The sequence below is a fragment of the Arthrobacter sp. TJ-170 genome (genome assembly GCF_058269305.1).
In genome coordinates, this window is sequence record NZ_JBZCNL010000003.1 from 216,571 (window position 1) to 243,204 (window position 26,634).

The 26,634-nt window shown below is 63.3% G+C and carries 26 protein-coding genes; 15 read left to right on the forward strand and 11 right to left on the reverse strand.

The annotated features are described in order from the left end of the window. Positions 1-7 precede the first annotated feature (7 nt). From AC4D1W_RS08000 to AC4D1W_RS08025, 6 genes are all read left to right on the forward strand, one after another. Positions 8-265, forward strand: coding sequence for a hypothetical protein (locus AC4D1W_RS08000; RefSeq protein ID WP_490898387.1), 258 nt, complete (start codon positions 8-10; stop codon positions 263-265). Further along, positions 250-1,746 (forward strand): HNH endonuclease signature motif containing protein, encoded by a 1,497-nt coding sequence (locus tag AC4D1W_RS08005; RefSeq protein ID WP_490898388.1) that lies wholly within the window; start codon positions 250-252, stop codon positions 1,744-1,746. The genes AC4D1W_RS08000 and AC4D1W_RS08005 overlap by 16 nt, the downstream gene beginning before the upstream one ends. A gap of 162 nt (positions 1,747-1,908) precedes the next feature. Next, on the forward strand, positions 1,909-2,862 hold the full coding sequence (locus tag AC4D1W_RS08010) for an aldo/keto reductase (RefSeq protein WP_490898389.1): 954 nt from the start codon (positions 1,909-1,911) through the stop codon (positions 2,860-2,862). A gap of 12 nt (positions 2,863-2,874) precedes the next feature. Continuing rightward, positions 2,875-3,654 (forward strand): alpha/beta fold hydrolase, encoded by a 780-nt coding sequence (locus AC4D1W_RS08015; protein WP_490898390.1) that lies wholly within the window; start codon positions 2,875-2,877, stop codon positions 3,652-3,654. 47 nt (positions 3,655-3,701) lie between these two features. Continuing rightward, positions 3,702-4,721 carry a helix-turn-helix domain-containing protein gene (locus tag AC4D1W_RS08020; RefSeq protein WP_490898391.1) on the forward strand — a complete coding sequence of 340 codons (1,020 nt, stop codon included), beginning with the start codon at positions 3,702-3,704 and terminating at the stop codon, positions 4,719-4,721. Between the two features lie 13 nt (positions 4,722-4,734). Further along, the gene (locus tag AC4D1W_RS08025; protein ID WP_490892502.1) at positions 4,735-5,151 is read left to right on the forward strand and encodes a CoA-binding protein; all 417 of its coding nucleotides are present in this window, start codon (positions 4,735-4,737) and stop codon (positions 5,149-5,151) included. Between the two features lie 28 nt (positions 5,152-5,179). Here the strand turns inward: AC4D1W_RS08025 and AC4D1W_RS08030 are convergent, their stop codons facing one another. Further along, positions 5,180-6,004, reverse strand: coding sequence for a DUF1206 domain-containing protein (locus AC4D1W_RS08030; protein WP_490892503.1), 825 nt, complete (start codon positions 6,002-6,004; stop codon positions 5,180-5,182). A gap of 61 nt (positions 6,005-6,065) precedes the next feature. Between AC4D1W_RS08030 and AC4D1W_RS08035 the strand changes: the two genes are divergently transcribed. Beyond that, positions 6,066-6,461 carry an MmcQ/YjbR family DNA-binding protein gene (locus AC4D1W_RS08035; RefSeq protein ID WP_490898392.1) on the forward strand — a complete coding sequence of 132 codons (396 nt, stop codon included), beginning with the start codon at positions 6,066-6,068 and terminating at the stop codon, positions 6,459-6,461. Next, positions 6,454-7,020, forward strand: coding sequence for a DUF1990 domain-containing protein (locus tag AC4D1W_RS08040; protein ID WP_490898393.1), 567 nt, complete (start codon positions 6,454-6,456; stop codon positions 7,018-7,020). The genes AC4D1W_RS08035 and AC4D1W_RS08040 overlap by 8 nt, the downstream gene beginning before the upstream one ends. Here AC4D1W_RS08040 and AC4D1W_RS08045 read toward each other — a convergent pair. From AC4D1W_RS08045 to AC4D1W_RS08075, 7 genes are all read right to left on the reverse strand, one after another. Continuing rightward, positions 6,966-7,550, reverse strand: a complete 585-nt coding sequence (locus AC4D1W_RS08045) for a GNAT family N-acetyltransferase (protein ID WP_490898394.1) — start codon at positions 7,548-7,550, stop codon at positions 6,966-6,968. The two genes, AC4D1W_RS08040 and AC4D1W_RS08045, sit on opposite strands and share 55 nt — an antisense overlap. Before the next feature lie 64 nt (positions 7,551-7,614). Further along, entirely contained in the window at positions 7,615-7,998 is a 384-nt protein-coding gene (locus AC4D1W_RS08050) for a DUF1304 domain-containing protein (RefSeq protein WP_490892507.1), read from the reverse strand. A gap of 102 nt (positions 7,999-8,100) precedes the next feature. Then, positions 8,101-10,398 carry a phosphoribosylformylglycinamidine synthase subunit PurL gene (gene purL, locus AC4D1W_RS08055; protein ID WP_490898395.1) on the reverse strand — a complete coding sequence of 766 codons (2,298 nt, stop codon included), beginning with the start codon at positions 10,396-10,398 and terminating at the stop codon, positions 8,101-8,103. Beyond that, on the reverse strand, positions 10,395-11,171 hold the full coding sequence (gene purQ, locus AC4D1W_RS08060) for a phosphoribosylformylglycinamidine synthase subunit PurQ (RefSeq protein ID WP_490898396.1): 777 nt from the start codon (positions 11,169-11,171) through the stop codon (positions 10,395-10,397). Before purQ ends, purL begins: the two co-directional genes overlap by 4 nt. After that, positions 11,168-11,425, reverse strand: a complete 258-nt coding sequence (purS, locus tag AC4D1W_RS08065; RefSeq protein ID WP_490892510.1) for a phosphoribosylformylglycinamidine synthase subunit PurS — start codon at positions 11,423-11,425, stop codon at positions 11,168-11,170. Before purS ends, purQ begins: the two co-directional genes overlap by 4 nt. A 193-nt stretch (positions 11,426-11,618) precedes the next feature. Then, positions 11,619-12,200, reverse strand: coding sequence for an SSI family serine proteinase inhibitor (locus AC4D1W_RS08070; protein WP_490898397.1), 582 nt, complete (start codon positions 12,198-12,200; stop codon positions 11,619-11,621). Positions 12,201-12,253: 53 nt separating this feature from the next. Then, positions 12,254-13,174: a 3-methyladenine DNA glycosylase gene (locus AC4D1W_RS08075; RefSeq protein ID WP_490898398.1), complete on the reverse strand. Its 921-nt coding sequence runs from the start codon at positions 13,172-13,174 to the stop codon at positions 12,254-12,256. Positions 13,175-13,522: 348 nt separating this feature from the next. Between AC4D1W_RS08075 and AC4D1W_RS08080 the strand changes: the two genes are divergently transcribed. Both AC4D1W_RS08080 and AC4D1W_RS08085 read left to right on the forward strand, forming a co-directional pair. After that, positions 13,523-16,579 carry a S8 family serine peptidase gene (locus tag AC4D1W_RS08080; RefSeq protein WP_490898399.1) on the forward strand — a complete coding sequence of 1,019 codons (3,057 nt, stop codon included), beginning with the start codon at positions 13,523-13,525 and terminating at the stop codon, positions 16,577-16,579. Between the two features lie 136 nt (positions 16,580-16,715). Next, on the forward strand, positions 16,716-16,994 hold the full coding sequence (locus tag AC4D1W_RS08085; protein WP_490898400.1) for a hypothetical protein: 279 nt from the start codon (positions 16,716-16,718) through the stop codon (positions 16,992-16,994). An 84-nt stretch (positions 16,995-17,078) separates the two neighbouring features. Here AC4D1W_RS08085 and AC4D1W_RS08090 read toward each other — a convergent pair whose 3' ends face one another. Further along, on the reverse strand, positions 17,079-18,365 hold the full coding sequence (locus AC4D1W_RS08090; protein WP_490892514.1) for an aspartate kinase: 1,287 nt from the start codon (positions 18,363-18,365) through the stop codon (positions 17,079-17,081). A 196-nt stretch (positions 18,366-18,561) separates the two neighbouring features. Between AC4D1W_RS08090 and AC4D1W_RS08095 the strand changes: the two genes are divergently transcribed. The 5 genes from AC4D1W_RS08095 (at position 18,562) to AC4D1W_RS08115 (ending at position 23,229) form a co-directional block, all read left to right on the forward strand. After that, positions 18,562-19,494 carry an ABC transporter ATP-binding protein gene (locus AC4D1W_RS08095; RefSeq protein WP_490892515.1) on the forward strand — a complete coding sequence of 311 codons (933 nt, stop codon included), beginning with the start codon at positions 18,562-18,564 and terminating at the stop codon, positions 19,492-19,494. Then, positions 19,491-20,612, forward strand: coding sequence for an ABC transporter permease (locus AC4D1W_RS08100; protein WP_490898401.1), 1,122 nt, complete (start codon positions 19,491-19,493; stop codon positions 20,610-20,612). The genes AC4D1W_RS08095 and AC4D1W_RS08100 overlap by 4 nt, the downstream gene beginning before the upstream one ends. 153 nt (positions 20,613-20,765) lie before the next feature. Then, positions 20,766-21,185 carry a YybH family protein gene (locus AC4D1W_RS08105; protein WP_490898402.1) on the forward strand — a complete coding sequence of 140 codons (420 nt, stop codon included), beginning with the start codon at positions 20,766-20,768 and terminating at the stop codon, positions 21,183-21,185. Between the two features lie 27 nt (positions 21,186-21,212). Continuing rightward, entirely contained in the window at positions 21,213-22,595 is a 1,383-nt protein-coding gene (locus AC4D1W_RS08110) for a purine-cytosine permease family protein (protein WP_490898403.1), read from the forward strand. Then, positions 22,579-23,229, forward strand: a complete 651-nt coding sequence (locus AC4D1W_RS08115) for a cyclase family protein (RefSeq protein ID WP_490898404.1) — start codon at positions 22,579-22,581, stop codon at positions 23,227-23,229. Before AC4D1W_RS08110 ends, AC4D1W_RS08115 begins: the two co-directional genes overlap by 17 nt. Positions 23,230-23,257: 28 nt before the next feature. On the opposite strand, the gene recR is transcribed toward AC4D1W_RS08115, so the two are convergent. Together recR and AC4D1W_RS08125 are read right to left on the reverse strand one after the other, a co-directional pair. Next, positions 23,258-23,854 (reverse strand): recombination mediator RecR, encoded by a 597-nt coding sequence (gene recR, locus AC4D1W_RS08120; protein WP_490892520.1) that lies wholly within the window; start codon positions 23,852-23,854, stop codon positions 23,258-23,260. Positions 23,855-23,910: 56 nt separating this feature from the next. Further along, the gene (locus tag AC4D1W_RS08125; RefSeq protein ID WP_490898405.1) at positions 23,911-26,628 is read right to left on the reverse strand and encodes a DNA polymerase III subunit gamma and tau; all 2,718 of its coding nucleotides are present in this window, start codon (positions 26,626-26,628) and stop codon (positions 23,911-23,913) included. Positions 26,629-26,634 lie beyond the last annotated feature (6 nt).

Sequence of the window (26,634 nt, forward strand, 5' to 3'; positions counted from 1 at the left end):
TGTATTCATGACGTTGGAGGCGGTGTTCGAGAGCTCATTGGCGCAGCCTGATGACTATGCCTGGCATGACTTCCTCACCGAACTCGACTTCCGGCCTGAGGACCTGTGGGAGTTCGACTGTGAAGCCCTGTCCGAGGGAATTGCCGGTCCTTCTGTGGACCCCTCAGGCTCCTTCCGTAGCTGGTCCCATAACTCACGGCACTCGGAGACACCATCGGCGGAGGTGAGGACGGGTCGGGGCCTTCTCAGTTGGTATGGGAGCTAATCGCGCCCACGCAGGACCCCAGCGCCGACGACGGTGCTCACACGGACATGGCGGCTGGCCTCAACGGAAGGGTGGTCCTGACCGGGCTCGAGAATCTGACCCTCAATGACGCCACTGTTGCCTTGGAGAGCTTGGCCGGACTGCGATCGTGGGTCGATGCAATGGAAGTACGTATCGTCTCCAGAGTTGCGGATCTCAGTCGGGACGAGGTTTCGCCACGCTTCCCGAGTGGTAGCCGTCGGGAGGAGTTGGCGCGGTCGGTTGCGGCGTCGGAAGTTGCCCTCACCTTGAACATCCCGGAACGCACTGCAAGCCGTCTGGTTGACGAGTCCACGCACCTGACGGTGAAACATCGCGCCACCCTGGAGGCGCTGGAATCGGGTCAGATTTCGCGTCGTCATGCTGTTCTTATTGCCGACGAGTCGCTCGGAATGCCGCCTGAGGCTGTGGCCGAATTCGAGCGCGCCCTGCTGGATGAGGCAACCGGGCTGACTGTTGCCAAGCTCGCTCGACGTGCCCGCCGGTTTCGCGAGGTGCACCACCCGGAAACCCTTCCCTTTCGCAAGGCTAAGGCGGTTGCAGAGCGGCACGTTGAGCTTCGGCCGGATGACGACGGCATGGCATGGCTGCACGCCTACCTTCCGGCGGAACAGGCATGTGGCATCTACCAGCGGCTGACCGCGACGGCACAGAAACTCCGAACACCTGAAGAACCACGCAACCTCAGCCAACTTCGAGCAGACGTATTCGCGGACTTGCTCACGCACAGTTGCACCCCGGGTAAGCCGCAGATGCTTCCAGGCGGCGGCTTCGCGGGCAGCGCCAACGCGGACGAAGCACCTGAGGCATCGGGGTCGCGCGAGGAACCGGCCTGGCAAGGGGTAACCGCGCAGGTGAACGTCACGGTGCCTGTCCTGACGCTGCTGGATGTCCTTGCTACAAGCGACAACAGCTCTACGGGTGCCGGCTTCGGAACTAGCGGCGCAGGCACAAGCGGCAAGGACAACGGCCCGGGGTTGGCTCTTCCTGCGGCTGAATCACCGCCCGATGCTCGCGGGCACAATCAGTTCGCAGAACTCGAAGGATATGGCCCAATCGACTCAGACACCGCGGCCAGGCTCGCAGCGCACGCACCGTCGTTCACGCGAATTCTTACCCATCCGGTTAACGGATCGGTGTTGGACGTCGGGCGAGAAACGTACCGTCCTCCCAAACATCTGCAGGACTGGGTACGAGCCCGTGACCGAACCTGCAGACATCCCGGCTGCAACCGATCCGCGATCGGTTGCGAGATTGACCATACGGTCCCCTGGGCCAGAGGAGGGACAACGAGCCACCGCAACCTGGCTTGTCTCTGCCCTAAGCACCACCTGTACAAGTCGGAGGGGATCTTTGGATACCGCCAACCGTCGCCCGGAACCATCGTTGTGCGAACCCGCGCCGGAACAGTTCACACGTCGACCCCTGAGCCTCCTTTTTGAGGCGCTATGTCCCATACCGGGCACCAGCATCACCGAGCACCGAAGGCGGGCGCAGGGTAAGTTTCTGATCAGAGCCCGATGACAACACGCCGCCCGTAGACCCGGCCGTGACCCCGACTCATGAACCCGATCCTCAAGCCTGACCAGTGAACGGAGACGCCCATGCCAGACCAACCCAGCCACCCCATTGACCCACGCGCTCTGGGTGCTTCAGGAATTCTTGCAAGCCCGATCACGCTAGGCACCTCATTCCTCGGGGCAGGAACAGGGTCTGGCGATCCTGAGGAGGCAGCCGCCGTGGAACTCGCCCAGGCAATGCTTCACGGACCGTACGCACTGATCGATACCTCCAACAACTACGCAAAAGGCAGAAGCGAGGCGGTTCTCGGTCTCGCCCTCTCCTCAGGCGGTATAGCGGAGGGCCGGTCAATCGTCACCAAGGCCGATCAGGATCCAGAAACAGGCGCGTTCGATCGGGACCGCGTCCGGCGTTCCTTCGAGGAAAGCTGCCAACGGCTGGGGGTGGACCGGCTCGGGCTACTACATCTGCATGACCCGTACTCCGTCACCTTTGAGGAAGCAGCAGCACCCGGCGGCGCAATCTCCGGGATGCTTGAGCTCAAAAATGAGGGCCTGGTCGACGCCATCGGCATCGCCGCAGGAACTGTCAGCCTGATGCGGCAGTACGTCGCGACCGGAGCCTTCGACGTCCTCCTCACCCACAATCGATTCACCCTCGTAGACCGGAGCGCACTCCCGCTGATCGAAGATGCAGTAGGCCAGGGCATGGGTGTATTCAACGCCGCTCCCTTCGGTGGTGGCCTGCTCGCCCGCGGCTCTGCCAGCGGTGCAACCTACGCCTACAAGAACTCCCCACCGGAACTGCTTGAGTGGGTCGCCCGGGTCGAAAAACTTTGCGCCGACCAAGGAATCGACCTCCCGACGGCTGCGCTCCACTTCTCCCTGGGCTCGTCTCTCGTCGATTCCACAATTGTCGGCATTTCCTCGGTCGAACGCATCGATCAACTCGAGCGCATGCGCCAAACCGAAGTGCCGTCGTCGTTCTGGCAGGATCTCGACGCCTTTGGCACTCCACCGTCGAACATCACTGACTGACTGGGGTAACCCATGCACTTCGCTGTAGCTGCGGACGGAACACGCCTTGTCTGGCGGTCGGACGGGACCGGTAGCCCCATGCTGCTGATCGCCGGTCAGGCTACCGGGCTGACCGGTTGGGGGCCCATGGTCCCTGAACTGGCCAAAACCTTCCGGGTTATCCGCTTCGACCATCGGGGAATCGACAACAGTGAGGACGGGCCGACCAAACACCTCAGCACCAGGGAATTCGCCGCCGATGCCATAGCCGTACTCGACGCCGCCGGTGTACAGCGGGCACACATCTACGGCCACTCGATGGGAGGCCGGGTAGCGCAGTGGCTCGCCGTCGACTACCAGGACAGGACCGGTGCCCTCATCCTTGCCGGCACCTCGGCAGGCGGTTTCCTTGGCAAGGACAGAGACCCCGACGTTACCCGCGCGCTCACCAGCGGCGATCCCGCGCGGCTCCAGCCACTGTTCTTCGACGCCGACTGGGCGGCTGCACACAGCGCCGCCGTCCGGACCTTCTTCACGTCCCACGCGTCCCGCCAGGCCAAACTCCGGCACTTCCGGGCAAGCAAAGAACACGACGCGCGAAACCACCTCGGCTCGATTCGTGCACCGACACTCATCCTTCACGGCACGGCGGACCCGCTGACGCCGCTCGAAAACGCACTTGTACTGCGCGAACTGATCCCGCGTTCGATGCTGGTGAAAGTCGCGGACGCGCGGCACGGCTTCCATCTCGACCACCCGGAAACAGTCGACTGGATCCGACGGTTCATCGCACGGAGGGCATCAGATATTTAGCGTGGCTGGATCTTAACTATCCGCCATGTACCTGCCAAACTGGGGGCATGCTCAGAAAAGTCGCCGTCGTGGCCCTGCCTGGCGTAACGCCCTTCGAGTTCGGTGTTGCGTGTGAGGTGTTCGGTGTTGACCGCTCCGCCCGGGGTGTCGGCATCCCTGCCTTTGACTTCTCCATCTGTACGCCCTCACCAGGTCTCATACCCACCAATCTGCGATTCTCGATCGCCGTGGAGGAGGACCTGACCGCCACGGAAACGGCGGACCTGATCATCATGCCGCCGTTCGGCATCGAGGCCGAGGGACAACCGGAAGTCCACCGGGCACTGCGAGCCGCTCATCAGCGCGGAGCGTGGGTGCTGTCAGTCTGCAGCGGAGCCTTTGCGCTGGCAGCGGCCGGCCTTCTCGATGGACGCCGGGCGACAACGCACTGGCTCCACGCACGTCAGCTTGCCGAGCAGTACCCCGAAGTCCACGTGGACGAAAACGTGCTCTACGTCCAGGACGGTAACATCGTCACCAGCGCCGGTACTGCAGCGGGAATCGATGCCTGCCTCCATCTGGTGCGCACCGAACTGGGTGCCGCTGCGGCCACGAGCATCGCCCGATCCATGGTCGTTCCGCCACACCGCGCCGGCGGCCAGGCGCAATACATCGACCGGCCCATCTCGGTCGCGCAATGCGACACACTCGAGGACATCCTCGTCTGGATGGATGAACACCTCGACGAAGAGCACTCCGTCAGCGCTCTCGCAGCCCGAGCACACATGTCGGAACGGACCTTCGCCAGGCGCTTCAAAGCAGAAACCGGCACGACGCCGGCCGCCTGGCTCACAGCCCAGCGCATCCTCCGCGCGCAGACCCTGCTGGAGGAATCTGACCTCAGCATCGAAACCATCGCCCGCGAGGCAGGGTTCGGGCAGGCAGTGCTCCTGCGCCATCACTTCCAGCGAGCACTGGGCACGTCTCCGGCCGCCTACCGGAGAACCTTCCGGGGGCACCCCGCCCCCACGAAGGATGGTCATTCACAGCACGTCGATGCCGCCCACGCCAACCTGCAGCCCGCCTGAACAGGAGGCATTCATGCCACACCACAACGATCCAGCCACGATCAAACGGCTCCTGACCACGCCGGCGCGTTGGGCCGTCGTCGGACTCTCTAACAATCCCCGGCGTGCAGCGATGGGAGTATCGCGATTCCTCATCGATCAGCTTGGAATGGACGTGATTCCCGTCAGCCTGAAGGGTGACGACGTCTATGGCCGGACAGGCTACAAACGGCTTGCCGACGTGCCGGGGGAAATCGACGTCGTTGACTGCTTCGTGAACAGCCGGAAGGTCGGCGCGGTTGTGGACGACGCAATAGCCGTAGGCGCCAAGGCAGTCTGGCTGCAGCTCGGCGTGATTGACGAGGCGGCCGCTCAGCGGGCTTCCGATGCCGGACTTGAGGTAGTGATGAACACCTGCCCCGCGATTGAGGCGCCGCGGCTGGGTCTCTAGCGGGGCGGGAACCAGTCTCAACCCGCACTCACATGCGCTGGTACCGGGATCGCACAATCATGAAGACGCCGTATGCAATCAACCCCAACGCAACAGCTCCGAGGATCCAGAACCCGAAGGGCTGTTCCTGCAGCGACTTCAGCGCACCGTCGAAACCACTTGATCTCTCCGGGTTGTGCGTTACGGTCGCGATGACCACCAAGAGTCCAAGTACGCCGAGCGCAACGCCCTTGGCGATATACCCTAAAGTGCCGAGTGCGGTGAGGGCCTTGCCTGCGGAACCGGAGGGTTTGCCCTTCAGGTTCTCTTCGAACTTGCGGGTAGCGCCGCTGTAGATGAAGTAGGCGCCCACCGCGAGGATGCCCACTCCGATGGCAAGCAACAGCGCCGCTCCAGCCGGGTTGGACATCAGGGCAGCACTGGTGATCTGGGGGGACGATCCGCTGCCCCCTCCGCCCATCGCGTACTGCGCGAAGGCCAACCCGATCACCGCGTACACCACAGCCTTCGCGCCGTCCTTGAGGCGGTGCTTGAGCTCCTCCTTACCGTGGAGCCGCTTCGGGGGGAAAAACACCTCGCTGAGCAGGAACAGCGCCAGGGCGCTACACCCGATGAAACACGCCCACAGGAGTATGCCGCCGCCAGGGGTGCCGGCAAGGGATGCCATGGCACCATCCTGGTCGGGACTGCCCGATCCTCCTGCGGCGATCCTCACAGCAATGACGCCGATCAGGACGTGCAGGATCCCGGCTGCCACGTACCCTGCGCGCGCGGCGATCAGGAATGGCTTGGAATCAGTGGCTTCTTCTGCCCCATCGGCAACCTTGCGCGCCTGTCGGCCGAGGTCTCCCATATGTGCGCTCCTTGATCGTGAGTTCTTATAGTGTGCCACCGCTTGGCTGTACGCTCACTATGTGGATCCGGCACAGCTTCGCGAGACCTGTCTCTCCTTCCCAGGCACGTTCGAGGACTTCCCTTTCGGCCCGGAAGCGTCGGTCTTCAAGGTGCGCGCGCCGGGCGGAACGGCGAAGATGTTCGCGCTCTCGGATCTCGGTTCGCCGTCCCTGTCAATCAGCCTCAAATGCGATCCCGATCTCGCCCGGCAATTGCGGACAGCACACCCCGAAATCACGGGCGCATGGCACATGAACAAGACCCACTGGAACGGTGTGGACTGCACGGGCGCGTTGCCGGACGGTATGCTCCGCGACATGATTGAGGACTCCTATGACCTTGTGGTGGCAGCACTTCCGAAAAAGGATCGTGAGTCGCTCGGGTGGTCCCGGCTCTCGCAGGGCAGCGATGCCTGACATCACCCACACCGCAGTCGGCTGGACGCAATCGGGCGCCTGGCCGACCGGGTTCCGGCCTCTACATCACCGCATCCGCGTCGGTGCCGGCGAGGCCGCCTTCCGCCGGCTGGCCGAGGGGATCCTCACCTTCGAACTCCATCGCCACGCCAGACTGCGCATCCAGGCCGCACCGCGAGCCGCCGTCGGCGGCACCGTCGTGGTGGGCTTCGGGATAGGGGACTTGAGGTTGAGCATCCCGTGCGAAGTGGTGTGGGTTGAAGAGCACAAACACAAAAACAACGACGACGGCGGTGTCCGCCGCGCCGGTTTCGGCTACGCCACCCTGCCGGGTCACCCGGAATGCGGCGAGGAGAGTTTCGCTGCGGTATGCGAGGCTGATGGTTCTGTTTTCTTTGAACTTCACGCCTACAGCCGTCATGCGAACTGGTTCTACCGCGCAGGCGCCCCAGTGGCACGGTTCTGCCAGGAACTGGTCACCCGCCGCTACCTCGAAGCAGCCCGTCAGTTGGCGGCCGGAACGGGACCGACAGCAGCAGTAGAGACAGCAACCGGGTAGGCAGGAACCACCACATCCGGGTTCACGTCCCGCGCAACGCGCCAGACATAAAGCGGCGTTTCGACTGAACCGGCCGACGCGTTCACCCGACCGTAGCCCGCTTTCCTTAGCACCGCAGCCGACGCATCGGACTGCGCATAGGCCTCAATGAAGTCCACCTCCGGGCGGGTGCTTGCATACTCGGTCAGGCAATGCAGTGCTTCCAACGCCATGCCGGATCCCCGTCGTGACGGCACAATCCCGTAGGAAACCTGGAGTGCTCCGTCTTGGGGCAGGCCGTCGAAGCCGATTGTTCCGATGACTGAGCCCGTTGTCCGCTCAATGATCAGCCAAACACCGAAGCGGTCACCGTCGTCGGCATAGAGCAGTCCGGATTCGAAGAGGTTGCGCGCCGCGTCCATATCGGTTGGCTGCGGGTAGTCCGGCGCCCAACCGGGCTCCCGCTCCCACCGTGCGAGCAGATCGGAGTGCGCTGCCCTCATCGGCACCAGCTGCAGCCGTTCCGCGCTGAGCGACATTCCACTCGTCATTCAGGCACGCTCATTATTCGGGCACACCGTCGTGGGGGGGGAACCAACGAGGGGAGCGAAGCGATCAGGCCTGCATCATCGGTACGGTGACCAGCGCAAGCAACGGGGGGAGCCCCTGCACCAGGGCCGCAATCCAGAGCGATCTGTTGGTCACCACCAGAACGACGGCGGCGAGCACCATGATTGCCAGCGCGAGAACGATCATGCCGTACCCGACCAGCGTGCCGGACAGGGCCAGCCCAACGATCACACCGGCAGCAAGAAAAAGGTTGTAGAAGCCCTGGTTGAACGCCATCGGGCTGATGATGTTGGCGTGTTCCTGGGAGGCGATACCGAACTTCCGCCACGCGGACGGATGGCGCCACCGGACACTCTCGAGAACAAAGATGTACACGTGCAACAAACCCGCGATCATGGCGAAAAGCGCGCTCAAAAGCGGAAATGTCATGAATTAACCCTATCTGTTGGGTCGCTTTACCCATGGGTTGTGAACGTAACGATATGGCAGAGCACCGGCGCCATAGCACCGGTGCTCTGCCGGGTCGTGTGCTTATGCGAAGTGCTTCGGAAGCGTGGCTTCGTGTGCTTCCTTCAGTTCCGACAGCGGGAGGGTGAAGTGGCCCTGGACATCGAGGGCCTGGTTCTCCACGTCGACCACACCGATTCGGGTGCGCGGGAAGTTCCTTGCAGTGCACATGTCGTTGAACCGCACCTCCTCCGAACGCGGGACGGAGACGACGGCGCGTGCCTGCGATTCAGAGAACAGCGCAGTGAACGGATCGATACCGTCACGCTCGCAGAGCTCGTCGATTGCGATGCGGGCACCGACTCCAAAGCGCAGAGCAGCTTCGGCGAGAGCCGCGGCAAGGCCGCCCTCGGAGAGGTCGTGCGCGGCGTCGATCATTCCGTCACGTGAGGAGTTGATGAGGATCGCCGCAAGGGTCTTCTCCGCCTGCAGATCCAGCGCCGGGGGCTGCCCGCCGAGGTGTCCGCGCAGGTTGGCCCACTCGGATCCGTCAAGCTCATCCCGGGTGGTTCCGAGCAGGTAGATGGCCTGTCCGTCCTCCCGCCAGCCCGACGGCGTGCGGCGTGCGACGTCGTCGAACACTCCCAACACACCCACAACCGGCGTCGGGTGGATGGCCACTCCGCCGGTCTGGTTGTACAGCGATACATTGCCGCCCGTGACCGGAACGCCGAGCTCCTGGCAGGCGTCGGCAAGGCCGCGTACGGACTCCGCGAACTGCCACATGACCTCGGGATCCTCGGGAGAACCAAAGTTGAGGCAGTCGGTGACGGCCATCGGCTGTGCACCCGAGGTAGCGACGTTTCGGTACGCCTCGGTCAGAGCCAGGCGGGCGCCGTCGTACGGGTTGAGGTAGGAGTAGCGTCCGTTCGCGTCCGTCGAGAGCGCGATCCCAAGGCCCGTTTCCTCGTCAACGCGCACCACTCCGGCGTCATCCGGCATGGCGAGGGCAGTGTTGCCCTGGACGTAGCGGTCGTACTGGTTGGTGATCCAGTCTTTCGAGCACATGTTCGGTGAAGCCATGAGCTCCAGCACCGCCGACCTGAGTTGCTCACCGTCAGCCGGGCGGTCCCCCGCGAAGGAGTCAGCCTGCACACTGTCCAGCCACTCGGGGCGGTGGTACGGGCGCTCGTAGACCGGGCCGTCATGGGCGACCGTGCGGGGGTCGACGTCAACGATCTTCTCGCCGTCCCACTCGATGATCAGGCGGCCGGTGTCCGTGACCTCACCCAGCCAGGAGTACTCGACGTTCCACTTGTCCATGATGGCCTCGAACGCCGCGACGTTCTCCGGCGTAACCACGGCCATCATGCGTTCCTGCGATTCCGACATCAGGATCTCGCCCGGAGTCAGCGACGGATCGCGCAGGAGGACGTCAGTGAGCTCGACGTGCATGCCGCCGTCGCCGTTCGAGGCAAGTTCGGAGGTTGCACAGGAGATGCCGGCTGCGCCGAGGTCCTGGATGCCTTCCACAACGGAGGCCTTGAACAGTTCGAGGCAGCACTCGATGAGCACCTTCTCGGCGAAGGGGTCGCCGACCTGGACGGCTGGGCGCTTGGAGGGTTTGGCGTCGTCGAAGGATTCCGAGGCCAGTACCGAGGCGCCGCCGATGCCGTCGCCGCCGGTCCGAGCACCAAAGAGCACGACCCTGTTGCCGACGCCGGACGCGTTGGCCAGCCGGATATCTTCGTGGCGAAGGACGCCGACAGCCAGCGCATTGACCAACGGGTTGCCCTGGTACACCGAGTCAAACACTACTTCACCGCCGATGTTCGGCAGCCCGAGGGAGTTCCCGTATCCGCCGATGCCGGACACGATGCCGTGAACCAGACGAGGGGTGTCGGGGTGGTCGATCGCACCGAAGCGCAGCGGGTCCATGACCGCGACCGGACGCGCACCCATTGAGATGATGTCGCGCACAATACCGCCGACGCCGGTCGCGGCGCCCTGGTACGGCTCAACGAAGGACGGGTGGTTATGGGACTCGACCTTGAAAGTCACCGCCCAGCCGTCACCGATGTCAACGACGCCGGCGTTCTCGCCGATTCCCACGAGGAGGTGTTCCTTCATGGCGTCGGTGACCTTGTCGCCGAACTGGCGCAGGTGCACCTTGGAGGACTTGTAAGAGCAGTGCTCGCTCCACATGACCGAGTACATGGCGAGTTCGGCAGCGGTTGGCCGGCGTCCGAGGATTTCGACGACGCGCTCGTACTCGTTTTCCTTCAGGCCCAGTTCGGCCCAGGGGAGGAGCTGCTCAGGAGTCTGCTCGGCGTGCGCGACCGTGTCGATATTGAACTTCTTGGAGGTTGTCTCTGTAGTCACTTATTAACCAGTTTCTGCAGTACCGAGGTGAAAATGCCGAGTCCGTCCACGCCGCCGCGGACCTCGACCTCGCCGAATGCTGAGGAGTCAGGGCCGAAACCCGCCTCGACGGCGTGTTCCGGGTGGGGCATGAGGCCCACGACGTTGCCGTGCTCGTTGGTGATGCCTGCGATGTCCCGGCGGGATCCGTTCGGGTTGCCGCCCACGTAGCGGAAGACCACTCGGCCCTCACCCTCGAGCTCGTCGAGGGTGCGCTCGTCGGCAACAAACTGGCCGTCCTGGTTCTTCAGCGGCACCACAATTTCGCTGCCCTGTTCATACACGGAGGTCCAGAAAGTCGAAGTGTTCTCGACCTTCAGCCGCTGGTCCTTGCACAGGAAGTGGAGGTGGTTGTTCTTCACCATGGAGCCCGGAAGCAGGTGCGCTTCGGTGAGGACCTGGAAGCCGTTGCAGATACCGAGCACGGGCAGCGAGCCGCCGGAAGCGGCTGCCGTGATCTGCTCCATCAACGGTGCGAAGCGGGAGATGGCGCCGGCACGCAGGTAGTCACCGTAGGAGAAGCCGCCCGGGATGATGATGGCGTCGACGTCCTTGAGATCGTGGTCACCATGCCAGAGCTGGACGCCGGTGCCGCCTGCGAGGCGGACAGCACGCAGGGCATCGCGGTCATCGAGCGAACCGGGGAAGGTGACGACGCCGACACGGACGCCGGACAGGGTCGCATCCACGGTCTCAGCCGCGGAGTGGCCGATCAGGGGAGTTTCGACAGTCACTGTGCGTCCTCGATGACCTCGACCCGGGTCACGTCCTCGATCACGGGGTTTGAGAGCAGCGTGGCAGCTGCGCTGCGGGCGTGGTCCAGCACTTCCTCGGTTACATCACCCTCGACGGTCAGCTCGAACCGCTTGCCCTGGCGCACCTCAGCGAATCCGGTGAACCCGAGACGGGGGAGGGCGCCGGCGATAGCCTTGCCCTGCGGATCGAGGATTTCAGGTTTGGGCATGACGTCAACAACGATCCGGGGCATCCGGCAACTCCTGTGAAGTATAAACACGGCGAAAATGCGGTTAAATGCGGTTGCCCGACGGGTGCCGTCTCACGCTCGGATGTTGTGTGTGTTCAAGGATGATCCTGAAGCGAGATCCAGCGCTCCGCGAGCTTGCTGTTCCATTCTACCGGCCGAATACAGCGGCCTGTGACCCGGGCCCTGCAGGAGGGCGTCAGCTCGCGCCGGCCGGGCCCAGAATGGATTCCAAAGCGTTCCACCGTGCAATCTCACAGCCGTCGGTGGCGGAGAAGGACGCGTAGACGCGGTGCCCATCGACGGTGCCCTTGACTGTGGCTGTTTGGGGGCCGCCGTACTGCTGGGTGCACATCCGGTTGGGGTCCGGCTGGGCATTGAAAAAGGAGGCGCCGAGACGTTTGACGGCCTCGCAGGCGGCCTCGGGTTGAGGCACGGTCGTATTTTCGCCGATTCCGTCCGGAGTGCATTCAAGGAAGTACTCGGTGGGCTGCGATTCGGGACTCAGCTTTATGCTAATGGTCAGCATTGCGGTCCCGACTGCCGCGGGGTCGGACGGGAGGCTGGGCGTCGGCTTCGGCGACTCCGGTGACATGCTGCTCTCCGAGGCGGTTGGCGATGGGGACGGTTCGGCGGAATCGGTAATGGGTGAACTGGGAGGGGCGGCGGTCAGTTCGGTGCCGGGATCACCTGTTGCCCCGCATCCGCCCAGCGACACGGCCAGAATGATGCCGGTAAGAATGGAGGCGCTCCTGACTGCAACGCCATGTGCGAATCCCATGGGGAACCTCCTTGTCGCCCTCGATGTTTCTCTCTGCACGGTTCCGACCTGAATCAGCGCTCGGAACCGAGCTGCAGTTGTTTGATGTACTCATGCAACTCTGCACGCTTTAGCTGGGATTCAGCCGAGAACGCGCGCTGAGCCCGCACATAGTCTGCCCTGCCGGCCGGTGTCTCGATGGCGATCGGCGGATAGCCCCACTCGGCGAGGTCGTACGGGGAAGCCTGCATGTCCATGATGCGGATCTGCCAGGCGAGTTCAAAGCAATCCATCACCACCTCGCTGGGAAGGGCGGGCGTGAGCTTGTACGCCCATTTGTAGAGGTCCATGTTCGCGTGCAGACACCCCGGTTGCTCAAGTTCCCGTTGTGCCGCGCGGGTGGGCTGAAGTTCATTCAGCGGAGCCGCCTGCGGGGCGTAAAAACGGAAAGCGTCAAAGTGGGTGCACCGGATGCGGTTCGCTTCCACCACCTCGTCGGTCCCGCCGGCACCCAGCCGGAGGCCCAGGTATTCGTGGCGGATCGAGTTCTCCTCCGACTTGTACGCCATCGCCCATTCATGCAGACCAAAGCAGCCGAACTGCGCCGGGCGGGCGGCCGTGCCGGAAAGGATCATTCCGGCGAAATCCACTGCCTCGCGCCGCGCACTCAGGAAAGCGGCGAGATCGAGGGTGACGGCGGCGTCGTCGTCGTTCAGTCCCAACTGCTGCCGCTCTTCGGCGGTCAGCGCGCGGTAGAACTTCCAGTCAACACGCTCGACGGCGCCGGGACCGGTCAGTACGGAATGCGCACCCGGGTGCCACTTCAGCAGCTGTGCGGGCTTCTGGGTGTAGTAGGTGAAAAGGAAGTCCTCGACCGGGTGCTTGCGCTGCTCGGCGCGGCGACGGAGGTAGGGCTCGGTGTAGGCGCGCACCCGCTCGGCATGGGCGAGGGCTCGGGGCTCCCACACTTCCGGAGCGAGGACTGTTACAGGCACCGTCCCATTATCCCTGATGGCCTCAGGCAACGGTCTTGTACCATTTCGGGCCCGCGAAGTGAATGAACGAGCGTTCTGAAAACGATTTGTTGCCCGAAAGCTCTGTTTACCGGCAGGTTCTCCTCAGGACCGACCCAGGGCCACCCTACTCGGGGGTAGCCTATGGAAAGTTCGGTCGTGATTCAGGGCACAGACCCCACACCGGCTGCTTTCTGTCCGGCCGAGGACGGCCGCTTTTTCAATGAAAGGTAACCTCGCGTGAAAGACCCCCACAACAGGAATTCGCGGGCAGGTGGGCTGCGCAGAGCTACAGCTCTCATGCTTGGCCTCCCGCTGATCCTTGGTTCAATGACAGCGGTTCCCGCCGCTGCTGCCCCGGCTGGTTCTACTGCTACCCAGCAAATCCCGGTTGAGAAAGTGGACTCCCAGGACTATCCCGACGGCCGCTACATAGTGGTGCTCAATGAAGAGCCTGCGGCGACGTACGACGGCGGCGTGCCCGGGATTGCGGCCACCAAGCCGGAGAAGGGCGAAAAGCTCAGCGAAAAGAAGGACTTCCAGAAGTACAAGAGTCATCTGGAGCGGAAGCAGCAGGCCGTAGCGGCCGAGGAAGGTGTGGAGATCAACCGCGCCTACACCGCTGCACTCAACGGCTTCAGCGCCAAGCTCACTTCGGACCAGGCGGTTGAACTCGCCAAGGATCCGAACGTCCGCCTGGTTGCTCCGGACGTCGAAAACGCACCGGATGACTACTCAAGCCTGGACATCCTCAACCTCCGCGGCGGGGACGGCGCGTGGAACTCCCAGTTCGGCGGCGAAAAGAACGCGGGAGCGGGAACCGTCGTCGGCGTCATCGACACCGGTTACACACCGAGCAACCCCTTCTTCCAGGGCGACAAGGTCGTCAAGCTGAAGAAGGGCCAAGAGCCGAAGGTCGGCCAGCCATACCGGGCCAAGGACGGCATAGCGATGCTGAAGTCCGACGGCACGACGTTCGTCGGTGAGTGCCAGGTCGGCGTCCGCTTCTCCGGCACAGAGTGCAATTCGAAGGTGCTGGCGGCCCAGTACTTCGCGGACTTCGAAGAGTTCGTACCGAAGGCGGACCGCGCGCCTGAAGAGGTCCTCTCGCCCGTCGATGTCGATAGCCATGGGACGCACACCGCCAGCACGGCTGCGGGCAACAGCAACGTTACCCAGACGGTTGACGGGCGCGACTTCGGCAAGTCTTCCGGTGTAGCCCCGGCCGCCAAGCTGTCGATTTACAAGGTGTGCTGGGCCGACACCGACCCCAATACCGGCGGTTGCTACTCCTCGGCTTCGATCGCTGCCATCAACCAGGCGGTTCTCGACGGCGTGGACGTGCTGAACTATTCGATCTCGGGCAGCGCAACGACCACCACAGACCCCGTCTCGCTCGCCTTCCTGGGTGCGGCATCCGCGGGTGTCTTCGTGGCAGCTTCGGCCGGTAACTCCGGCCCGACTGCCAGCACCGTCAACCATGGAGCTCCCTGGGTGACCACCGTTGCCGCGAGCACCTTCAGCCACGCACTTCAGGGCACCGCTGAATTCTCCGATGGAACGAAATTCCGGGGAGCGAGCATCATGAATGCCGGTGTCCCCGCAAGCCCGGTGGTTCTGAGCGGCAACGCCGCCGCGGCAGGAGCGACCGAAGCTGCCCTGTGCGCACCGAACTCTCTGGACCCGGCGGCGGTAACGGGCAAGATCGTTGTCTGCGACCGCGGCGTGTATGACCGCGTTGCGAAGTCCGCTGAAGTTTCACGCGCCGGCGGTCTGGGCATGATCCTGGTCAACCTCACCGATTCATCGATGGACACCGACAAGCACTCGGTCCCGACCGTGCACGTCAACGCTCCGCAGAGCCTTGCGCTCAAGGAGAAGGTTGCAGCCGACCCGGACATCAAGGTTGCACTGGTGCCCGAAGACACAACCGGTGAGGCACTGCCTCCTGTTCCGCAGATCGCAGGCTTCTCCTCACGCGGCCCGCTGCTCGCCACGGGCTCCGATCTGCTGAAGCCGGATATCGCGGCACCCGGTGTTGCGGTCCTCGCGGGTGTATCTCCGATTGGTACCGGCGGCGATGAATACGGATTCCTCTCCGGGACTTCGATGGCTTCCCCTCATGTCGCCGGGGTCGGCGCACTCATCCTTGCCAAGAACCCCAAGTGGTCGCCTGCTGCGGTCAAGTCCGCCATGATGACCACCGCCGATCCGGTGAAGAACGCGGACGGCGGCGTTGACGGCGACGTCTTCGGAACCGGCGCGGGTCAGGTCGATCCCACGAACGTGCTGAGCCCGGGCCTGATTTACGACGCTGGACGCTACGAATACCTCCAGTTCGTAGAGGGAACCGGCTACGCGGACGTCAACGGACTCGAGGGCATCGACGCCAAGGACATGAATGTGCCGTCCTTCGCGGTAGGCAACCTGACCGGCAATGTGACCGTCACCCGTACGGTCACCGCGCTCACCCCGGGAATCTACACCGCAACTGCCAACGTGCCCGGTGTGAATGTCACGGTCACCCCCTCGGTGCTGAACTTCACCTCCGCCGGTGAGACCCGCACCTTCGAAGTGACCTTCGAGAACGCTGGTGCGCCCCTGGCCGAGTTCGCCAAGGGATCCCTCGTCTGGGAAGGACAGAACAAGGTTGTCGCTTCGCCGATCGCCGTTCGTCCGCAGTCCGTGGTCGCTCCGTCTGAAGTGTCCTTCACCTCTGAAGGGCCGAACGGCAGCGCAACGATCCCCGTGACTTCCGGTACGGACGCTCCGGTCAACCTGACTCTTCAGGGCCTCTCCAAGGCCAGCAGCTCTCCGCTGTCCCTCACCCCGGGTCCGGTAGCTGTCGAGAACAACGCGTCGAACTACATGACCGAAGTGGCCGTTCCAGAGGGGACCCCGTTCGCCAGCATGTCGGTGTTCTCCTCTGATCCCGGCGCTGATTTCGACCTCTTCGTGTTCGACCCGAGTGGCCGCCTCTACCAGGTGGCGACCGCGTCGGCGAGTGAGACGCTGAACCTGCAGGACCCGATCCCGGGCACCTACACAGCAGTCGTCAATCTCTATGCGAGCCCCAATGGTCAGGCGACTGCGGCGACCTTCGACGCCGCGATCCTCGGCGCAGACGAAGGCAACGCCTCCATTGCGCCGAATCCGCTGGAGTTGGCGAACGGTGAGTCCGGAGAAGTCACCCTGAACTGGACTGGCCTGGAGCCGGGCTCCTATGTTGGCCGCGTGACCTACGAGGGATCCACTTCGGTCACGTTCATTTCGGTTGTCGTGAACGGTTCGGGCGAAGCCTCAGCGGCAGTAGTCCCGGAGACCGGTGGCGCTGACAAGCTACCCACTGCTCCCAGTGAGGGCACCAGTCCAGCAAACGGCAAGTAACAGACGCCAACAGCAGACGCAGAGATCCCCTGCACCAGTATCGGTGCGGGGGATTTTTGCGTGCTGCCGGATCTTTTTCACCCGCACAGACTTAAGATGTGGATACTCGAACAGCCGCAGAAAGAAGGCGATACCCATGGCTGAGAGACCCCGGCGCCGCTGGATCAAAAACCCCGCCACCATCTTCCTGGGACCGCCCGAGCGGGACGCCCTGGATGAGCCGGTAGTGCACCGGCATGATGAGTTCGAAGTCGCCTCTGAGGCCGAACTCGCCGAACTCAACATTGAGGTGGATTCAGACGGCCATCACTACGCCGTCCGGAGGCACCCGGACCATCAGACAGCCCGCCGCACGGAGCCTGTCCAGAAGTACAAGGACTACTTCAGCAAACCGGTGCTCCACACGGAGGAATAGTGCGTTGATTCAGCAGGACACACCCCGTTTGGCAGTGCATTCGGGGTGTGTCCTGCCAACTCAACGCTGAGAGAAGTGCGGAGCCTAGCGGCCGGTTCCCGCGTACACGGTCGCTACGGCGTCGCCGTCGAGGTCGAACGCTGCGTGCACAGCGCGCACCGCGGTGTCGAGCAGGTCTGCGCTGGTGACCACGGAAATACGGATTTCCGAGGTGGAGATCATGTCGATGTTCACCCCGGCGTCGGACAGCGCCCGGAAGAACTTGTAGGACACACCTGGGTTCGAGCGCATCCCGGCGCCGATCAGTGACAGCTTGCCGATCTGCTCGTCGTACTCGATGCTCTCGTAACCAACGGTCTGCTGCGCGGCCTTGAGCGCGGCGAGCGCCTCCGCGCCCTCGACGATGGGCAGGGTGAAGGAGATGTCCGTGTGTTCGGAGCCGTGCGTGGAGACGTTCTGCACAATCATGTCGATGTTCGAGTGGGCGCCCGCGACAATGCCGAAGATCTCAGCGGCCTTGCCTGGGATGTCGGGTACGCCGACTACGGTGACCTTCGCTTCTGAACGGTCATGTGCAACACCGGAAATGATGGGCTGTTCCAAGGGTTCTCCCTCTTGAATCTTGATGGTGTCGTCGGGGTTGGGAAGCACCCAGGTCCCCTCGAGCTGGCTGAAGGATGAGCGGACATGCAGGGGAACGCCGAAGCGCCGAGCGTATTCCACGCAGCGAAGGTGGAGGATCTTGGCGCCTGAGGCGGCCATCTCGAGCATTTCTTCGCTGGAAATCGCCGCGAGTTTCTTCGCGGACGAGACAACCCGCGGATCAGCGGTGTACACGCCGTCGACGTCGGTGTAAATCTCACAGACGTCAGCTTTGAGGGCTGCGGCGAGGGCCACGGCGGTTGTGTCGGAACCGCCCCTGCCCAGGGTGGTGATGTCGTTGCTGTCCTGGCTCATTCCCTGGAAACCGGCCACGATCGCGATGTCGCCCTTGTCGATGGAAGCCTTGATCCGATAGGGCGAGACGGCGATGATCCTGGCCTTGCCATGGATAGCGTCGGTGATCATGCCGGCCTGGCTACCGGTGAAAGACTGCGCGTTGGACCCTGCCTCATGGATGGCCATCGCGAGCAGCGCCATGGAAATGCGTTCACCGGCACTGAGGAGCATGTCCATCTCGCGCGGGTTCGAGGAGGTGCTGACCTGCCCGGCGAGATCGAGCAGTTCATCCGTGCTGTCGCCCATAGCGGAAACAACGACGACGACCTGATTGCCGGCAAGCTGCGTCTCCACGACGCGCTTGGCGACACGCTTGATGCCTTCCGCGTCGGCCACGGACGAGCCACCGAACTTCTGAACAATTAAAGCCATGCGCCACGCTCGCTGAAACTTGGGAGATGCTCTGTGGCGGCGTCGTCGGCGCCCGGAACAAGGTCGATTATTGGGACATTGGAAAACGGACGATCAACGGCCGATAACCGCACACCATGTTAACCGCTGCATATCGGCTCACCCAATCGTGAGTCGAATTATGCCGGGAATCCGGCCTCCTTGCTACTGTCGCCTCATGACCAATGGGTATGGGGGAATCATTGCCAGAGGTATCAGACGAAGTTTCGGGTCTGTTGCTGCTGTCCGCAACATCGACTTCGAGGCGCCGCCGGGGGAAGTGACAGCGCTGATCGGCCCGAATGGGTCCGGCAAGACCACACTGCTGCTGATCCTGGCTTCGCTGCTGGCGCCGGATTCAGGCACCCTTTCCGTGGGAGGGTCGGACCCGGCAATCGATGCCGCCGCGGTGCGCCGCAAGGTCGGCTGGATGCCGGACACACTTGGTGTCTGGGAATCCCTCAAGACCCGCGAAATCCTCACCACCGTGGGTGCACTGTACGGACTGACGACGACGGCGGCCTCGCGCCGCGCCGCTGAACTGCTCGCCGAGGTTCGGCTGAGCGACTACGCCGACGCGCCGGCAGGAATACTCTCCCGCGGACAGCAGCAGCGGCTCAGCCTGGCTAGAGCGTTGATCCACAATCCGGAGGTGCTCCTACTGGATGAGCCGGCATCCGGACTGGATCCAGGATCCCGGGTTGAGCTCCGCGTCATGCTCCGGAGGCTTGCAGCGGAGGGTAGAACCATTGTGGTGTCCAGCCATGTCCTGTCGGAACTGGACGAGATCGCTGATCGCGCCGTGTTCGTTAACAGGGGTGAATCGGTCAAGAGTCAGACCCTGGATGAAGCGGGTACGCAACTGCGCAGGTACTGCATCCAGGCAGCTCCGATGCGGGCGCTTGCCGACGCGCTCGCGAGCCACGGTGTCGCTTTCGAGGAACGCGGGGATTCCAGGCGGACCGAGTATCAGGTACTGCTCAGCAGCACGGAGCAGGCGGCGTGGCTTCTGCGTACGCTCATTCTCGCCGACGTCGTCGTCACCGCTTTTGCGCCTGCAGGCGGTGCCCTTGAAGAGACCTACATGAGCCTGGATACGGAGCAGGAATGAGCACGCAGATAGTGGACGAGGGCCGTACACACGAGCTCGGTTATGTTTCAGGCGTGCGCACCATCTTTGGTCTGGAGATGAAGCAACGGCTGCGGGGCCGCGCCTGGTACATCATGATGGCCGTCTGGTTCCTCGTAGTCGGCCTGGTTTTCCTGCTGGCGGCGCTCACGATGGCGGCTACGGACGGCACCGGTCCGTTCCTGTTCGACCTTGTGGTGGGCTTCGTCCTGTTCTTTGGACTGCTGGTTGCGCCGGGCCTGTCTGCGAACGCGATCAACGGCGACCGGGCCGGTGGCACATTGGCCATCCTCCAGGTCACTCTGCTGACACCCGGGCAGATTCTGTGGGGCAAATGGCTAGCCTCCTGGGTGGCGTCGCTGGCATTCCTTGCGCTGAGCTCCCCGTTCATTCTCTGGGCATTGGCACTGGGAGGAGTCAATCCGCTCGAGGCTATCGTCTCGCTGGTATTGCTGGCGGTTGAACTGGGTCTGGTGTGTGCCCTCGGGGTCGGTATTTCCGCCCTGGCGGGCAGGCCCCTGTTTTCGATTGTCACCACCTACATGGTGGTTGCACTGCTGGGACTCGGAACGCTGATCGCGTTCGGGCTCAGCATGAGCCTGGTCATGGAGGAAGACGTGCGCGTCACCCAGTCCTTCTACGACTATCCTCCCGAGGCGTTTGCGAACGGGCGGGTACCCACCCAGGATGAGCTCGAGTGCGTGACGAATGAGGTGTTCACGTCGGTCTGGCACACCGAGCGCACAACCTGGCTGCTTGCTGCCAACCCGTTCGTGATTGTTGCGGACGCGGTCCCTTATGACCGGGATGCTGATGCACCCTCCACAGGTCAGTTCGGTGAGAACTACCGCGCGCCCGGAGTGATGGAAAGTATCAGCCAACAGGTCCGCCTTGCACAGGCCGGCCCCGACTACGAGGTCACCTGCGAGGAAGCGCAAATGTTCGGACCGGGTTCGCGTGAAATTGACTCCGAGCCTCTGCCCATCTGGCCGCTGGGCCTTGGCCTGCAGGGCCTCCTGGCGGCTTTGGTGCAGTGGGCCGGCCGACGCAAACTAGTGACTCCGGTTCGCCGTCTGGCGCGGGGCACCCGTATCGCCTGATCTCCATCCGGCAGCCTTCCTCGTTTCACAAAGGCCAGCGCGAGAGGCTCGACATCCGATGTGACTCTTGACACGGGTGTTTAGATTACCTAAGGTCAACTTTCATTGCATCGGTGACACCTCCGCTGCTTCTGACCTTTCAAAAAGGAATTCATGGACAGCTTCGAGCTCCGCCAACCCTCCGAGCGCGAAGTCTTGGAAGCGGCAGCACGCATCGTGGACGCATTTGCGGCGACGGATACGGAAAGGTATTTCTCTGCCTTCGCGCCGGAATCGAGCTTCATCTTCCACACGGAGCAGCATCAGCTTGCCAGCCGGGCGGCATACGAGGAGTTGTGGTCGGGGTGGGTCTCGAGCGGGTGGTCCGTCGTTTCCTGCGCTTCAAGCAATCAACAAGTCACCGTTTTCCACGGAGGAGCAGTTTTCAGCCACGAAGTGGCCACTACCGCGCGGACCCGCGACGGTGAGGAGTCATTCCGAGAGCGGGAAACCATCGTCTTCCGCTGGGATGACAACGACAGGCTCATCGCAATTCACGAACATCTCTCGCCGTCTCCCGCTTCTGCGGAGTAGTTCCCGGCCCCCACTTCCAGGAGCGTCATGAATCTCTACAAGCGTCTCGATACGCGTCTGCAGGAAAATGCGGATGGTTTCGGTCCACTCCGGGGCACGCTGCCCCTGGGCCGCATTGGAATGATATGGCTGGCGGCCAATTTTGTTGTCACTACGCTGCTGACCGGAACCCTGTTCGTGCCAGCGGTCAGCTTCACCGACGCCCTCCTCATGATCGTCATCGGTACGGTCGGCGGCGCCGTCGTGCTTACCCTGGTCGGCAACATTGGTACGCGCACGGGACTGCCGACCATGGCGATCACCCGTGGAGCGTTCGGTACGCGAGGAACCCTCCTGCCGGTGGCCGCGAATGTCATCATCCTGATGGGCTGGAGCTGGGTGCAGGCGATGCTGGCCGGTGTGACGGTCAACTATCTCGTCGAGTCGGCGACCGGATTCTCCAACCCGATCCTCTTCGCAGTCCTGGCCCAAACCCTGGTGGTCGCATTGGCCATCCTCGGACATGAGGGCATCGCCAAAGTCGAGCCGTGGCTCGCCGTCATCATCCTGGCAATCATGGGTTATGTCTTCGTCACTGCATTCACCGCTTTCAATCCGGCAGAATTCGCCGCCATTGAAGTGGACGAGTCCCTTGGGTTCACCAATTTCGTGGTGCTGGACATTGTGATTGCCACAGCCATCTCCTGGACGGTGCTCTCAGCCGACTTCAACCGGCTGGCAAGGTCAAGCCGCGCAGGCATTCTTGGCTCCGGTATTGGTTACGTCGTCTCCACTGTGCTCGCCATGACGCTTGGTGCCACCGCCATCGGCTATGTCATCCTGTCCGGGGGTCCCGCTGCGCCGTTCGACCCGACTGTTATCGTCGCAGCTTTCGGCACCCCGCTGGCCATTGTCATCTTCATGTCGGTCATGGCCACCAACACCATGGTGGTGTATGGAATGGTGACGTCGGTCGTCAACGCGCAGGCGCATTGGAATTTCCGCTTCCTGCCTACCGCGCTCGTGGTCGGAGTGATCTCGATCATCGGTTCCACCTGGCTCGCCCTTCTGAACCAGTTCACGGACTTCCTCGTAATGATCGGTGCGTTTTTCATACCGGTGTTCGCCATCATGATCGTTGATTACTACATCATCAAGCGCGGTAGCTACACGCTCGACATCCTGCGTGAGGGCCCAGGGCGCTACTGGTACACGGCAGGGGTGAACCGGGCGGCAATCGCCGTATGGGTAGTCGGTGCGGCGGTCTCCTACGTACTCACCTACCTGTGGCCGAGCCCCATCGGTGCCACCATCCCGGCCTTTGTTCTCAGTTTCATCCTGTATCTCGCGCTCTCTTTCCGAGGCCGACGTGTCGAGGAGGAACCCGCCGGTCATCTGGCGGAGGAGGCCCGGCTTGGGAAGGTACGTTGACCTCAGCCACCCGATCACCTCAGGGATGCAGGTCTTCCCCGGTGATCCTCAGGTCGCCCTCGCGCCTTCGTTGACCGTCAGCGAAAATGGCGTGTCTGTTATGGCCGTACACCTCGGCTCCCACTCCGGAACACATATCGACGCGCCGTCCCACAGTATTGAGAGTGGTCGTACGATCAGCGATGTCGGTTTGGACGAATTGGCAGGAGCTGCTGCCATCGTGCAGGTAAGCGGGCTTGCGCCCGGAGAGGAGATCGCCTTTTCGCGGTTTGCGGGTCAGGTTGATGAGGTCGTGCCGCCCATAGTTATTCTGGCAACTGGTTGGGACCGCATGTTCGGGACAGAGGCCTACCTCAACCACCCGTACCTTGCCCCTGACGCGGCCGCGGAACTCTCGGACCGCGGCATGCGCGTCCTGGGAATTGACACTCTGAGCCCGGACCCCACGTTGCAGGAGGACGACTCTTTCCAGCTACCGGTTCATGACCTGATTCTGGGCCGCGACGGTTTGATCGTTGAGAATCTGCGCGGTGTTAGCGAGCTCCCTGCCCGCTGCTGGGTAGGTATGTTCCCGTTGCCGCTGCGGGACGCGGACGGTGCTCCTGTCCGCGCCGTGGCCGGGACTGAAGCGTAGCGACAGGAAAAGACTGACCTCCGCCCGATCAGGAGACGGTGCGGCGGCCCTCGAAGGCGCGGCCGAGGGTGATCTCGTCGGCGTACTCAAGATCGCCGCCCACGGGAAGGCCGGAAGCCAGGCGGGTGACCTTGATGCCGATGGTTTTCAGCATGCGCACCAGGTATGTGGCCGTTGCTTCGCCCTCGAGGTTGGGGTCAGTGGCGATGATGATTTCCTGAACCTGGTCATCGGAGAGACGGTTCAGCAACTCTCGGATTCGCAATTGCTCGGGGCCGATCCCGGCAATCGGATTGATGGACCCCCCGAGCACGTGGTACTTCCCGCGGAAGGAACGCGTACGTTCGACGGCGATAACGTCCTTGGACTCTTCGACCACGCAGATCGCAGAGGGATCACGCCGGGGGTCACGGCAGATGCCACAGGTCTCCTGCTCTGCGACGTTGCCGCAGATTGTGCAGAACTTGACCTTCTCCTTGACGGTGACAATCGCGTTGACGAGACGTTTCATGTCGTCCCCATCGGCTTCAAGAATGTGGAACGCGATGCGCTGTGCCGACTTGGGGCCCACGCCGGGCAGGCGTCCCAGCTCATCGATGAGCTCCTGAACTGCGCCTTCGTACACGGGGTTGCCTTAGCTGTAGGTGGTGCTGAGTTGGCCGGGCTGGACTGACCGGTCCCTTACTGGTCGAGGCTGCGTTCTTCGATCAGCCGACCGTTGAGGATTCGTTCGATCGCCTGACGTCCAACCAGCCCGGACTGTTCGATGGTTTCGTCATCCGCACTGGGAATGTCCTCGACGTATTTCAAGTCTACGGCTCCGGTCTGACGTCCCTGCGGCTGCGGCCGGGCTGCTTCAGCCCGCGCGGCTTCATCGAGCAGCTGCTGGTAGCGGCTTGGACGCACCGAGGGCTCCTCCTCGAAGGGGGGCTCCTCGGGACCCGGGTCCTCAGGGTCCTGTGGCGGTTCGACTCTGAGCCAGTCGTCGGTTGCTGCTGGTGCGCTGGGGCTCTGTTGTGCTTGAGGCTGCTGCACGCGCTCGCTACGCGGAGGGTTCTGGACAGAGGTTTGTCGCCCGGGAACCTGCGGGGTCTGGGCTTGCTGTGCCGGTTCTTGCTGTGCCGGTTCTTGCCGGGAATCGGGCTGTTGCGTGACCTGCTGTGCGGTGGGGCGCTGCACGGGGTTCTGCTGCGCGGGCACGCCCTCTGCGTTGTTCTGATGCGCGGGCACGCCCTCTGCCGGGTCGGCATGGCTGGGGACCCCCCAGGCATCATCGGCCGCCGTTGCGGATGCTTCACCATTCGAGGCTGGTGAAACGGACTTGTTGGCGCCAGGGTGTCCCTGCGCCTTTGCCGGCTCGTTCCGGCTAGTAGGTACTTTTGGGTCGGGTTCACCCGCTGCCGCGGCGCCGTCGTGGATAGCTTCGATCGAGCAGGTCAGGCCAAGCACCCTGTTGATTGCCTGCTTGAGGTTGTCCGTGTGCTGGCCACGCTGGAAGCCGAGCGCGTTCCCTTGCGACGCGAAAGCCAGTGTGAGTTGGTTGTCGCTGAAGGATCGCGGCTTTGCGTCCGCGTTGACGTTCAACCAGGTACTGCGCTTGATGCGGGCAAGCTCATCCATGATTTCTGGCCAGGCTCTGCGGATCATTTCGATCTGCCCGGATCCCTGTCCTGCCGGTGCCCCAGCCGAAGGCTGCGGCGCCTGGGGAGATGTTTGGGGAGGGCCAGACGGCTGCGGTAGCGACCCGCGCGGAGCCTGCGACTCATTCTCCGAGGTTGGACGCCCGGGGGCCGCCGGTTGCTGCTGAGGTGCGGGTGGTTCCGACGGCTGCGGCGTGCGCGCGTCTTTCGAACTGCCTTCCTCGGACTTGCGCGGTTCAGGCGGCATTCCCCATCCGCCACCCCAATCCGCAGCAGCAGGTTCCTGTGTCGATGGGGTTGCCCGCTCCAGCTTCTCCGCAGGAGCCGGGGCTTCCTGCTGAACGGGTGCGGCCTGCGCAGAGGCAGGCTGAGCGGGAGAGGGCTGGGAGGGTGCAGGCTGCGACGCAGAGGGCTGTGATGCGGGCGCCTGAGGCGCAGCCGGCGGTGCGGCAGCCGGCTGCGGGGGCGTGGCTTGCGCAGAGGCAGGCTGCTTTGCGGCAGCAGCCTGTCGTGAGGAATCCGGCTGGGAGGGGGCTGACTGGGACTCAGACGGGACGGGTGCCGCCATCGCGGTGCTCGCATCCGGAAGGCCGCTGGCGTAACTGAGGCGGCGTTCAATGCGGTCAACCCGGGCGAGAGTCCCCTGTTCCGACTGGTCGGCAGCGGGCAGCAGGACCCGGGCGCACAGCAGTTCAAGATGGAGGCGCGGAGAGGTGGCTCCGGTCATCTCGGTCAGTGCCGTGTTGGTGATGTCTGCGGCGCGCGACAGCTCAGCCCGCCCAAACTGCTGCGCCTGGGTTCGCATGCGGTTCAGTTGATCGTCAGGGATGCCGCGCAGGATAGACGCTGCGGCATCGGGTACGGCGTTCACGATGATCAGGTCGCGGAACCGTTCGAGAAGGTCCTCGACGAAGCGCCGGGGATCATGACCGGTTTGGATGACACGGTCAACAGCGCCGAAGACGGTAGCGGAATCATCCGCCGCAATGGCATCGACCACATCGTCCAGCAGTGATGCGTGGGTGTAACCGAGGAGCGACACGGCCAGCTCATAATCCAGCCCGGACGCCCCCGCGCCGGCCATCAGCTGATCCAGCACCGACAGGGAATCCCGCACAGACCCGCCGCCCGCACGAACCACGAGGGAGAGGACGCCGGGTGCCACCGGGATGTTCTCCTGGTTGCACAGGAGCTCCAGGTAGGCCATCAACGGCTCCGGCGGCACCAGCCGGAACGGATAGTGGTGCGTACGGGAACGGATGGTCCCGATCACCTTGTCCGGCTCGGTGGTGGCGAAGATGAACTTGATGTGTTCCGGCGGCTCTTCGACGATCTTCAGCAGCGCGTTGAAGCCCGCGCTGGTGACCATGTGCGCCTCATCGATGATGAAGATCTTGAAGCGGTCACGGACCGGAGCGAAAGTGGCACGCTCACGGAGGTCACGGGCGTCGTCGACACCACCGTGTGACGCAGCGTCGATCTCGATGACATCCAGGCTGCCCGAGCCGTTACGGGCGAGTTCAACACAGCTGTCGCAGGTGCCGCAAGGGACCGGAGTGGGGCCCTGTGCGCAGTTGAGGCAGCGCGCGAGAATGCGGGCAGAGGTGGTCTTGCCGCAGCCGCGCGGGCCGGAAAAGAGGTAGGCGTGATTGACCCTGTCCTTGGAGATTGCCGTCATCAGTGGTTCGGTGACGTGCTCCTGACCGATCACGTCGGAGAAGGTCTCCGGACGGTACCGGCGGTAAAGGGCTGTACTCACAGAAGA

What these genes read in the sequence shown, in the direction of transcription:
- AC4D1W_RS08000 (WP_490898387.1), top strand. Translation starts at nt 8, where the DNA reads ATGACGTTGGAGGCGGTGTTCGAGAGCTCATTGGCGCAGCCTGATGAC.
- AC4D1W_RS08010 (WP_490898389.1), top strand. Translation starts at nt 1,909, where the DNA reads ATGCCAGACCAACCCAGCCACCCCATTGACCCACGCGCTCTGGGTGCT.
- AC4D1W_RS08015 (WP_490898390.1), top strand. Translation starts at nt 2,875, where the DNA reads ATGCACTTCGCTGTAGCTGCGGACGGAACACGCCTTGTCTGGCGGTCG.
- AC4D1W_RS08020 (WP_490898391.1), top strand. Translation starts at nt 3,702, where the DNA reads ATGCTCAGAAAAGTCGCCGTCGTGGCCCTGCCTGGCGTAACGCCCTTC.
- AC4D1W_RS08025 (WP_490892502.1), top strand. Translation starts at nt 4,735, where the DNA reads ATGCCACACCACAACGATCCAGCCACGATCAAACGGCTCCTGACCACG.
- AC4D1W_RS08030 (WP_490892503.1), bottom strand. Translation starts at nt 6,004, where the DNA reads ATGGGAGACCTCGGCCGACAGGCGCGCAAGGTTGCCGATGGGGCAGAA.
- AC4D1W_RS08040 (WP_490898393.1), top strand. Translation starts at nt 6,454, where the DNA reads ATGCCTGACATCACCCACACCGCAGTCGGCTGGACGCAATCGGGCGCC.
- AC4D1W_RS08045 (WP_490898394.1), bottom strand. Translation starts at nt 7,550, where the DNA reads ATGACGAGTGGAATGTCGCTCAGCGCGGAACGGCTGCAGCTGGTGCCG.
- AC4D1W_RS08050 (WP_490892507.1), bottom strand. Translation starts at nt 7,998, where the DNA reads ATGACATTTCCGCTTTTGAGCGCGCTTTTCGCCATGATCGCGGGTTTG.
- purS (WP_490892510.1), bottom strand. Translation starts at nt 11,425, where the DNA reads ATGCCCCGGATCGTTGTTGACGTCATGCCCAAACCTGAAATCCTCGAT.
- AC4D1W_RS08070 (WP_490898397.1), bottom strand. Translation starts at nt 12,200, where the DNA reads ATGGGATTCGCACATGGCGTTGCAGTCAGGAGCGCCTCCATTCTTACC.
- AC4D1W_RS08080 (WP_490898399.1), top strand. Translation starts at nt 13,523, where the DNA reads ATGACAGCGGTTCCCGCCGCTGCTGCCCCGGCTGGTTCTACTGCTACC.
- AC4D1W_RS08085 (WP_490898400.1), top strand. Translation starts at nt 16,716, where the DNA reads ATGGCTGAGAGACCCCGGCGCCGCTGGATCAAAAACCCCGCCACCATC.
- AC4D1W_RS08090 (WP_490892514.1), bottom strand. Translation starts at nt 18,365, where the DNA reads ATGGCTTTAATTGTTCAGAAGTTCGGTGGCTCGTCCGTGGCCGACGCG.
- AC4D1W_RS08095 (WP_490892515.1), top strand. Translation starts at nt 18,562, where the DNA reads ATGACCAATGGGTATGGGGGAATCATTGCCAGAGGTATCAGACGAAGT.
- AC4D1W_RS08100 (WP_490898401.1), top strand. Translation starts at nt 19,491, where the DNA reads ATGAGCACGCAGATAGTGGACGAGGGCCGTACACACGAGCTCGGTTAT.
- AC4D1W_RS08105 (WP_490898402.1), top strand. Translation starts at nt 20,766, where the DNA reads ATGGACAGCTTCGAGCTCCGCCAACCCTCCGAGCGCGAAGTCTTGGAA.
- AC4D1W_RS08110 (WP_490898403.1), top strand. Translation starts at nt 21,213, where the DNA reads ATGAATCTCTACAAGCGTCTCGATACGCGTCTGCAGGAAAATGCGGAT.